This window comes from Bacillus andreraoultii, assembly GCF_001244735.1.
Lineage (GTDB): Bacteria > Bacillota > Bacilli > Bacillales > Caldibacillaceae > Caldifermentibacillus > Caldifermentibacillus andreraoultii.
Window position 1 is genome coordinate 535,890 of record NZ_LN868935.1, and the last position, 10,816, is coordinate 546,705.

Below are 10,816 nucleotides of genomic sequence, written 5' to 3' on the forward strand. Positions count from 1 at the left end.
CTTACAATTGTGGTTTTTGTTTATGATAGTCAGTTGCTTGTTCAAAGGCATGAGCAACTCGATAGATTGTCGCTTCATCAAAATGTTTGCCGATTATTTGTAAACCAATTGGCATACCGTTATCAAAACCGCATGGTATAGAAATTCCTGGTACGCCTGCTAAGTTTACGGGAATGGTTAAAATGTCATTTGCATACATGGTTAATGGATCGTTCATTTTTTCACCAATTTTAAATGCTGTTGTTGGTGAAGTTGGTCCAATGATGACATCATATTTTTCAAAAACTTGGTCGAAGTCTTGCTTAATTAATGTTCGAGTTTGTTGTGCTTTTTTATAATATGCATCATAATATCCTGAACTTAACGCAAATGTGCCAAGCATAATCCGACGTTTCACTTCTTCACCGAAACCTTCAGAACGTGTCTTTTTGTAAAGATCAATTAAATTTTCTGCTCCTTCTGCACGGTAACCATAACGAATACCATCAAAACGAGCTAAGTTTGATGATGCCTCAGATGAAGCAAGTAAATAATATGTAGCAACACCGTATTTTGAATGTGGAAGTGATACTTCTTCCCATGTTGCCCCTAATTTTTCTAATACTTTTAATGCTTCTAAGACTGAGTTACGTACAGACTCTTGAACGCCTTCACCTAAGTATTCTTTTGGTACAGCAATTCGTAATCCCTTTACGTCACCTGTTAAGCTTTCAACATAGTTTGGTACTGTTAAGTTTGCTGATGTGGAGTCATATGGATCTACTCCGGAAATCGCTTGGAGTAAATAAGCATTATCCTCTACGTTCCGAGTAATTGGTCCAATTTGGTCTAATGAAGAAGCGAATGCGACTAAACCGAAACGAGATACTCGACCGTACGTAGGTTTTAAGCCAACAACTCCACAATAAGCAGCCGGTTGACGAATGGAACCACCTGTATCTGAACCTAGTGTAAATGGTACTTCCCCAGCAGCAACAGCAGCAGCAGAACCACCGGAAGATCCACCTGGTACATAGTCTAAGTTCCAAGGGTTATATGTTTTTTGGAAATAGGAAGTTTCCGTTGATCCACCCATCGCGAACTCATCCATATTCAACTTCCCAATCATTACTGTTTCTGCATTATGTAATTTTTGCATGACGGTCGCATCATAGATAGGATTAAAGTTTTCTAATATTTTACTTGAACAAGTTGTACGAACACCTTTTGTTACAATATTATCTTTAATCCCAATCGGCATACCGAAGAGAACCCCATTTTGTTCTCCTGCCGCTAGTTTTTCATCTAATTGTTTTGCTGTTTGTCTTGCATTTTCTTCGTCTAATGTTAAAAAGGCCTTTACCTTATCGTCTATTTCTGAAATACGTTTGAAAGATTCATCGACTAAATCAGAAACGGAGACTTCTTTTTTTTGTAAAAGTTCATGTAGATCTTTCATTTTATGATCAAATAAAGTCACGATTATCCCTCCTTACTCAAGAATCGATGGAACGCGGAATAGTCCATCTTTATGGTCTGGTGCATTTTTTAACACTTCTTCTCGTGGTAAACCTGGAACAGCCACATCTTCACGGAGCACATTTTTTATATCAAGTACATGGGATGTTGGTTCTACATTGGTCGTGTCGAGTTCATTTAATTGCTCAGCAAAACCGATAATAGCGTCCAGTTGAGTTGTAAATTTTTCAACTTCCTCTTCACTAAATGTCAAACGGGACAAGTCCGCCACATGTTTTACTTGTTCTTTTGAAATACGAGACATACAATCACCTCCATAGTTTTTGAAAAATCGCCTATAAGCAAAGTAATACAATATATTTTTGCAAACTATTTATTATTTTACCATGTTTTGCATGATTTCCGAAATAAAAGAGGGAAATCTTTCATAAATTGTTGTGATAGGTTCGAATATGCGGTTTTTTCGGCTTATTGATAAGACTGTTTTTGCTCAGGTTCCTGGTTTTTCGGTTCATAGAATTGTTCTATGAGCCCGGTTTCAACTTGTTTCCGGTTTTTTGGGCTCATAGACTCATTCTAGATGACCATTTTTACTCAGGCTCCCATTTTTTCGATTCATAGACTCGTTTTATATGCAAGCTTTTTCTAATCTCCTTGATTTTTAGTCCCAGCTAAAAAACAAACCTCGTTCTAATTGACGAGGTTCTTGTGCATACGTTATGAGAATAAACTTTTGAAAAAGCCCTTTACACCGCTACTTTCCTCTTTACTGTCCCCTTCTTCTTTCGGGTCCGGTTCTTGCTCATCGGCTACAAAAATATTTTCCTTATCTACAGCATAATCATATGCTAGGACAAGACCTATTTCTGTATCATGCTCTTTATTTTCTACAATCGTAAACGAAATTTGATAATCATTCGCTATTTTTACGTATTTGCTTAAAAATTGATAGTCCACAGAGCCATTCAACAATAATTTTGCTCCTCGGTTACTTTTCATCGCCTGTTCAACTTCATCGTACACTGTTGGCTTATATAATTGACTAACCGTCAGCGCGACAACAATCCTTTCTCGAAACGTTCCAAGGAATTTTCTTTTCTCTTCGGGATTAATTTCTTTTTTTCCGTAAACGCCCTGATTTAGATAATCTTCTAAATTAGGTCCATTTGCCATGCTGTTCACCCTTATCTTTAAGTATTCTCTCCCTCTAATTATTATTATATAGACTTTATATAGACTTTTGTGCAAAAATTTACATGTAATCGGGATAATTTGTTGAATTTTTCTGGAAGTATTGTATAAAAATTTGGAATATTATAAAATAAGGAAGGTGTGAAATAAATGAAAAAGTTTATTGTGTTTATTTTTAGCTTCGTTTTATTATTCTTCACTCTTCAACTTTTATCAGGCTTATTTTTAACTTTAACATACGTTCCTGATATAGGTGAAAGTTGGGAATCTGTTACTTACTTAACGCAAAATATTGTTATTGAATCAGGTAATTCATTTTTAACTACACTTTTATTTGCTAGTATCGCTTTAATCATTGCTGTTTATATTTCATCCAGACAAAAGAATTAAACCTATAAGAAATAGATTTTTTCCATCTACACAATCTGACGAGAGGATATCCCCTCGTCATTTTTTATTTAAGAGAGGTTTTTCTAACTGTATGTTTCGTTTGTTAACCCTAAAGAAAAAGAAGATATTGACTCCGATATTATCCTAATCACATAATCGGTAAAACCAATCTCTTTAAAATTCCACCTATCTATTATTTTCCCTTTTTGAAATTTCTCTACTTAAATCCGTTTCTTATATTACTAATATAAACGATTAACCAAAAAAATAATATTTTGTGAACATTTTATTAATACTATTTGCATTTTTATAGTAGTAAAATTTGCATTACTTAATGTTAGATTATACAGAAAGAGTGAATCTTTTGATAAAGTCTATTAATAAGCGATTAATATTTTTATATGTAGTTCTTTTACCGATTGTTGCGTTCGAAAATCCTTTTAAGTCGTTTGTTTTTAAAGAGGTATTTGATATCTTCCAAAATGGTAGCTCAATAAGTATTTTTCATCTAATTATCATAGTCATACTCTGTTTAATTATTATTACGGTTGCAGATATTTTATTTGGATTTACTGAAAATAAGATTATATGTTTCTACATGACTTCCTTAAAACAAAAGATTTTTCAGTCAGTCATTTACAATAACAATCTTTTGCAAGAAAAGAATTCAACTTCATACTTATCGTTACTACTAAATGACTTGAAAATTATCCAAACAAACTATTATGAGTCGATTTTTAGGATAATATTAAATGCAACTACTCTCATTGCATCTTTGTTAGCTTTATTTTATTTAAATATAACGATGGGTATTTTATTAATATTTGTTTTTATTCTTCCTACTATTATTCCATATATCGCTAAAAGGAATATAAAAAAGCAAACGGAAGACTGGACAACAAAAAACGAACTATTTACAACTAAGGTAAGAGATGCGTTTAATGGTATTGATACGATTAAGGGATATGGACTGGAATCAAAAATTATTAATGAAAACTATAAATATAATAAATCCGTGGAACAAAGTTTTGTAAAGCTAAATAACTGGAGAATATTAACAGATAATGTGGTTGGACTTTTTGGGATAATCGGGTTCTTTTTCGTAAATCTCTATGGAATTTTAATTGCAATACAAGGAACCATTTCATTAGGAACTGTTGTTGCCATTATACAGCTATCAAATACTGTTATGAACCCAGCTCTATCTATATTTGAAGAATATAGTAAAATATTAACTACTAAAAAAATTCGTGAACATATTCAAGAAGTAATCGGAGAAGTCCATATAGACGAGACAAACAATAAGTTACCAATCGAGTTTCAGGATAAAATAATATGTAAAAATGTTTCATATGCAATAAATAGCAAAAATATATTATCAAATATAAATATGGAAATTAAAAAAGGGCAAAAAATCCTTGTTAATCTAGGTATCATTTAAACCATGGACATAGAACCCGTTGCCAGCGTTGACTCAGTAATATGGAAAATGTATAGGGGCATTGCTATTAAAAAAATCCAATCTCCTAAGCCTGAAACCATGCGTGCAATCCATATGAAAAGAAAGTTTTTGTTTTGGGGTAACATGGAAAACAATATACCCCTTTCACGACAAGCATATGTAACTTTCAAACTCGATCTGTTCATATGCGTTACTCTGATAAGTTAAAACCCTCTGAAGTCAGGGATAGATATATAACTTTCAGACACATATCTACTAACTGAATATTTATACTGGAGAAATAAACCTTTTATCTGAATTATACAGATAAAAGGTTTAAGTTTAATCGTTAGTGTGCTATACAGTGTTTCCAGGCCTCTGCTTGGATTACCTTTCCTATAAATATATCATATAATCGTTAATTGTAAATACACAATCCTCATAATATTCATTTAAAAACAGCTTTCCCATTCCATACTTGAACGGACGTTATCGACTGCTTATCTCAACCTTCTTCTTCCCATGCCGAATGGTTGCTAGTGCTGCAGCAAGGCGTGCGAGCGGGACACGGTATGGTGAACAGCTAACATAATCAAGTCCAGTCATATAACAAAATTCAATCGCACTCTTTTCTCCACCATGTTCACCGCAAATCCCTGTCTTCAAGTTTGATTTTGTACTTCGGCCTAGTTTAACGCCTGTTTCAATAAGTTTCCCTACACCATCACGATCAAGAACAGCAAACGGGTTGTCAGGTAATAATTTTTGCTCGATATATGTTTGTAAAAACTTTCCTTCTGCATCATCGCGACTAAATCCAAAAGTTGTTTGTGTTAAGTCATTTGTACCAAAAGAGAAAAAGTCGGCTTGTTCTGCAATTTGATCAGCGGTTAAAGCTGCTCTTGGTACTTCAATCATCGTTCCAACAAGATAATCAAATTCAACTTCTGCCTCACGCATGACTTGCTGAGCTGTCTCGACGACTAACCGACGCATACGTTGCAGTTCATTTATATGACCAACTAATGGAATCATAATTTCTGGTTTTACCGCTGTTCCTCTTTTTAATACGTTGGCTGCGGCATAAAAAATAGCTCGAACTTGCATTTCGTAAATTTCCGGAAAAACAACTCCTAATCGACAACCACGGTGACCGAGCATCGGATTAACTTCAGCAAGTTGTTGAACTTTCTTTAACAACAGTTCTTTTTCTTCTAGTTCAGGTGAACCCTTTTCTGTCAATTGAAGACGTGTTACCTCTACTAAAAGTTCCTCTTTATCTGGTAAAAATTCATGCATTGGTGGATCCAAAAGGCGAATCGTTACAGGGAGACCTTGCATTTCTTCAAAAATTCCTTCAAAATCACCTTGCTGCATCGGAAGTAATTCTTTGAGTGCAGTCTTTCGTTCTTCAAATGTTTCTGCTAAAATCATCTTTTGAACAATTGGCACACGTTGCGGATCCATAAACATATGCTCTGTTCGACATAAACCTATTCCACCAGCACCAAATTCAAAAGCCTTTTGAGCATCGGTTGGATTGTCTGCGTTCGCACGGACTCCTAAATCCCGTACCTCATCTGCCCAAGAAAGTAACTCCTTAAATTCCTCTGATAATTTCGGCTCAATCATGGGGATTTCACCAAGCATAATTTCCCCTGTGGACCCATCTATAGTAATGGTCTCTCCATAATTAACTACGGTGTCACCAACTGTAAAACGTTTATTTTTCACATCAATATTTAATTTTTCGCAACCACAAATACATGCTTTTCCCATTCCCCTTGCAACAACAGCCGCATGACTCGTCATTCCACCGCGACTTGTAACAATTGCTTGGGAGGCAACAATGCCGTGAATATCATCCGGTGTTGTTTCTGGTCGAACAAGAATAACCTTACTACCCTCTTTGCCAAGTTTCTCCGCCTCGTCCGCATCGAAAACAACTACTCCAGTTGCTGCTCCAGGTGATGCTGGAAGTCCTTTTGTTAATGGTTCACGTTTAAACATATGATCAATTCTCCAATGCAATAGTTGGTCTAGCTGTTCTGGATCAACACGTAATAGAGCCGTTTCCTTGTCAATAATTCCTTCTTTCACTAAATCAACCGCAATCCGAATCGCCGCTTGTGCCGTCCGTTTTCCATTTCTTGTTTGTAAAATAAACAATTCCCCACGTTCAACAGTAAACTCAATATCTTGCATATCTTTATAATGTTGTTCTAATAATTGACAAGTGGCTACTAACTTTTTATAAACATTCGGCATATCTTTTTCCAACACATGGATTGGTTCAGGTGTTCGAATTCCTGCAACAACATCCTCGCCTTGTGCATTAATTAAATATTCTCCATATAATTGATGTTCTCCAGTAGAAGGATTTCGTGTAAAAGCAACACCCGTTCCTGAATCATCTCCCATATTTCCGAACACCATACTTTGAACATTCACTGCCGTTCCGAGGTGATCAGGTATTTTATGAATTCGTCGATAAACGATGGCTCGATTATTATTCCACGAGTCGAATACCGCACGAATCGCTAAAAATAATTGTTCTTGCGGATTTTGCGGAAATTCCATTCTTGCCTGTCTTTTAACAATTAGTTTATAACGTTCAATTACTTCTTTCCAGTCATCAGCTGTTAGTTCTGGATCAGCTTTATATCCTTTTTTCTCCCTAAATTCATCTAACAATTGTTCAAAATAAAAAATGTCAAGTCCTAAAACAACATTACTAAACATTTGAATAAACCGGCGATAAGAGTCATACGCGAAACGTTCATTATTTGTTAATTTCGCAACCGCCTGGACAGTTTTATCGTTCATACCTAAATTCAGCACAGTATCCATCATTCCCGGCATGGAAAAAACAGATCCAGACCGAACTGATACAAGAAGTGGATGCTCGATATCTCCTAATCTTTTACCCGTTTTTTCTTCTAAAGTGTTAAGTGCAGCTAAAATTTGTTGCTCGACAATACCGGATATGTTCTTCCCTGACTCATAATAATGATTACAAGCTTCTGTTGAAATCGTAAATCCGTACGGAACAGGCAAACCGATATTCGTCATTTCCGCTAAGTTTGCTCCTTTTCCACCTAAAACTTCCCGCATATCACTATTTCCCTCGTTAAACAAATAAATAAATTTTTTCATACTAGAAACCCCTTCCACCTTTTAAAATATGTATAATTAAATTCGCTGTCTCTTCCACCGCTTTATTTGATACATCTATAATTGGACATCCAATCCTTTTCATAATTCCGTCTGCAAAATCCAATTCATTAAAAATACGTTCTAAACTTGCATAATTTGCTTCTAAATTTAGACCTAAAGATTTCAATCGTTCTCTCCGAACTTCATTTAATTTATCCGGACTAATTGTTAAGCCCACACATTTATTACGTGGAATTTGATATATTTCTTCAGGAGGGGACACTTCTGGAACAATTGGTACATTCGCCACTTTAAACCCGTGATGTGCAAGATACATGGCAAGTGGTGTTTTCGAAGTCCGTGAAACACCAATTAAAACAATATCCGCCCATTTGACCCCTCTTGGATCTTTGCCATCATCATATTTCACCGCAAATTCGATTGCTTCAATCTTCTTAAAATACTCTTCATCTAATTTCCGGATTAACTTCGGCTGATACTTTGGTTCCTTCCCATATTCCTTTGTAAAAGCATTTAGTAACGGACTCAATAAATCCACCGCATATATTTGTTCTTCCTTGGAACGCCGATCTAAATATGTTTTTAAATGTGGGACGACAAGGGTATAAGCAATTAATGCATTCCCTTCAAGCGTTTGAAAAACTTCATCAATCTGTTTTTCATTTTCTATAAATGAGTGTCGATATATATTAACAAAGCTACCATTGAATTGACTTGTCACTGCTTTTACAACTAATTCAGCCGTTTCACCGACAGAGTCAGAAACAATATGAATCGTCCTTTTTCCAGAAATACCCCTCTCCCCCTTACATTCCTATTAAGTTAGTTATTTACAAAGGAAATTATAACATACTTAATCTAATTTTATCCATCATTTATTTAATTTTTGTATAAATATTATATAACAATATTTAAATAGAGTAACATAATTAAATAAAAAAAATTCACCTCAATAAGAAATTAAAAAAATCATTCTCCTTATGAGGTGAATCTGTATTTTATTTAATAATTGTTAGTCTCCTAGGGCAGACACATCCCCTAAGATCACTGCCCTACATAACCAACGTTTTCTTTAAATTAAAATAACTCAGAGGTCGTTTTTGCTTGCATATGTAGCAATAAGTAATCTGGTCCACCAGCTTTTGAATCTGTTCCAGACATATTAAATCCACCGAATGGTTGATAACCAACAACTGCTCCGGTACAGCCTCGATTAATGTACAAGTTTCCAACATGGAAATCAGCCTTCGCTTTTTCAATATGTGCACGATTGTTTGAAATGACCGCTCCTGTTAAGCCATATTCTGTATTATTAGCAATTTCAATCGCTTCATCAAAATCTTTAGCTTTTGTAAAGCCAACGACTGGCCCAAATATTTCTTCTTGCATAATTCTTGCCTGCGGATCTAAATCGGAAATAACCGTTGGATGAACAAAGAAACCTTTTGAGTCATCGCCACTTCCGCCTACAAGTAATTTACCTTCTTGTTTACCAATTTCAATATAGTCCATAATTTTATTGTAAGCTGCTTGATCAATGACCGGTCCAACAAATGTTTCGCGATTGACAGGGTCACCAACAACTAATTCTTTCGTTAATTCGACAACTCGATTTAATACTTTTTCATAGACATCTTCAACAATAACTGCTCGGGAACATGCAGAACATTTTTGTCCAGAAAATCCGAATGCGGAAGTAACAATTGACTGTGCTGCTAACTCAAGTTCAGCTTCTTTATCGACAACAATCGTATCTTTTCCACCCATTTCAGCAATGACCCGTTTCAACCAAATTTGACCTAGATTCACTTTTGCTGCGCGTTCATAAATACGAATACCGACTTCTTTTGAACCAGTGAAACTAATAAACCGAGTTTTCGGATGATCAACTAAATAATCGCCCACTTCTGCGCCACTACCTGGAATATAATTAAGTACACCAGCTGGAAGACCCGCTTCTTCCATCACTTCAACAAACTTAGCCGCGACGACAGGTGTTGTCGATGCAGGTTTTAATAGTACTGTATTACCAGAAACAATCGCTGCAACCGTTGTTCCTGCCATAATTGCAAAAGCAAAATTCCATGGCGAAATAATGACACCAACACCAAGTGGAATATAACTAAAAGTATTGTTCTCTCCTGGATGGTTATTAACAGGAACCCCATCTTTCAACTTCAACATTTGTCTTCCATAATACTCTAAAAAGTCAATTCCTTCAGCAACATCCGCATCTGCTTCTCGCCAAGGTTTCCCTGCCTCTTTTACTAGTAACGCACTGAATTCATGTTTTCTACGGCGAACGATAGCGGCAGCCCGGAATAAAATCTCAGCACGTGATTCTGCGCTCGTTTTTCGCCAAGTTTCAAATGTTTCATATGCTACTTGCATCGCTTCTTCCGCTAATGCTTTGTCAGCTTTTGATACATAGCCAATCATTTCATCTTTATTTGCTGGATTTGTCGAAACGATTTTTTGCTCAGTCGTCACTTTTTTTCCACCAATTGTTAGATCATATGATTCTCCTAAATAACTTTCTACTACTTTAAGTCCTTCGAGGAACGCTTCTTGATTTTCCTTCTTTGAAAAGTCAGTTAAAGGTTCACGTGTGTATGGTAATACCATTATGCCCCCTCCTAATCTGCATTTTTGGAAATCTATCTATATTCTACACATTTACGAAAGCGCATTCAACGAAAGCGAACCCTCTTCAGTAATATTTTTTTATCCTCACATTTATTCGTTCACTATTCATCATATGTTTTATAAAATCCGAACATTCATTTTAAAATAAATAAAATTGTTCGATTATTCGTTGACAAAGTCTCATCGGAATTGGTAAGATAAAGGTGAAAATAGTAAAATTTCTTAATTTCATCTTGTATTATTCTATTTAATAAAAATTGTATTTCTAAATTATTATGCATTCTCTCATATAATCATGGGGATATGGCCCATAAGTTTCTACCCAATGACCGAAAATCGTTGGACTATGAGAGAAAGTGGTCTCGTAACGGACATATCGGACATAAACCATATTGGTTGAGTTATGTCTTCTTTCCCAAAAACCCGGTGTCGACTACTTTCTCTTAGTAAAGGAAAGTAGTCGACACCGGGTTTTTATTATTCATGCAATACATACCGTATGTATCAAAACCA

Annotated in this window: 8 protein-coding genes and 1 riboswitch; of the genes, 2 read left to right on the forward strand and 6 right to left on the reverse strand. The window is 35.4% G+C overall.

Features of this window, described 5'->3' with window-relative positions:
- Position 1: 1 nt before the first annotated feature.
- From gatA to BN2144_RS02905, 3 genes are all read right to left on the reverse strand, one after another.
- A complete protein-coding gene (gatA, locus tag BN2144_RS02895) occupies positions 2-1,459 on the reverse strand; it encodes an Asp-tRNA(Asn)/Glu-tRNA(Gln) amidotransferase subunit GatA (protein ID WP_033826832.1) in 1,458 nt (485 codons plus the stop codon).
- A 12-nt stretch (positions 1,460-1,471) separates the two neighbouring features.
- Positions 1,472-1,762 (reverse strand): Asp-tRNA(Asn)/Glu-tRNA(Gln) amidotransferase subunit GatC, encoded by a 291-nt coding sequence (gene gatC, locus BN2144_RS02900; protein ID WP_033826833.1) that lies wholly within the window; start codon positions 1,760-1,762, stop codon positions 1,472-1,474.
- A gap of 413 nt (positions 1,763-2,175) precedes the next feature.
- A complete protein-coding gene (locus BN2144_RS02905) occupies positions 2,176-2,631 on the reverse strand; it encodes a YueI family protein (RefSeq protein WP_033826834.1) in 456 nt (151 codons plus the stop codon).
- Positions 2,632-2,799: 168 nt separating this feature from the next.
- Between BN2144_RS02905 and BN2144_RS02910 the strand changes: the two genes are divergently transcribed.
- Together BN2144_RS02910 and BN2144_RS02915 are read left to right on the forward strand one after the other, a co-directional pair.
- Positions 2,800-3,039 carry a hypothetical protein gene (locus tag BN2144_RS02910; RefSeq protein ID WP_033826835.1) on the forward strand — a complete coding sequence of 80 codons (240 nt, stop codon included), beginning with the start codon at positions 2,800-2,802 and terminating at the stop codon, positions 3,037-3,039.
- 364 nt (positions 3,040-3,403) lie between these two features.
- Positions 3,404-4,480 carry an ABC transporter transmembrane domain-containing protein gene (locus BN2144_RS02915; RefSeq protein WP_033826836.1) on the forward strand — a complete coding sequence of 359 codons (1,077 nt, stop codon included), beginning with the start codon at positions 3,404-3,406 and terminating at the stop codon, positions 4,478-4,480.
- A gap of 489 nt (positions 4,481-4,969) precedes the next feature.
- Here the strand turns inward: BN2144_RS02915 and ppdK are convergent, their stop codons facing one another.
- From ppdK to pruA, 3 genes are all read right to left on the reverse strand, one after another.
- Complete coding sequence (gene ppdK / locus BN2144_RS02925) at positions 4,970-7,636, reverse strand: pyruvate, phosphate dikinase (RefSeq protein ID WP_033826838.1); 2,667 nt, start codon at positions 7,634-7,636, stop codon at positions 4,970-4,972.
- A 1-nt stretch (position 7,637) separates the two neighbouring features.
- Complete coding sequence (locus BN2144_RS02930) at positions 7,638-8,450, reverse strand: pyruvate, water dikinase regulatory protein (protein ID WP_033826839.1); 813 nt, start codon at positions 8,448-8,450, stop codon at positions 7,638-7,640.
- Positions 8,451-8,734: 284 nt separating this feature from the next.
- Positions 8,735-10,282: an L-glutamate gamma-semialdehyde dehydrogenase gene (gene pruA, locus BN2144_RS02935; protein ID WP_033826840.1), complete on the reverse strand. Its 1,548-nt coding sequence runs from the start codon at positions 10,280-10,282 to the stop codon at positions 8,735-8,737.
- 286 nt (positions 10,283-10,568) lie between these two features.
- A riboswitch (purine riboswitch) is annotated at positions 10,569-10,670 on the forward strand.
- Positions 10,671-10,816: the final 146 nt, after the last annotated feature.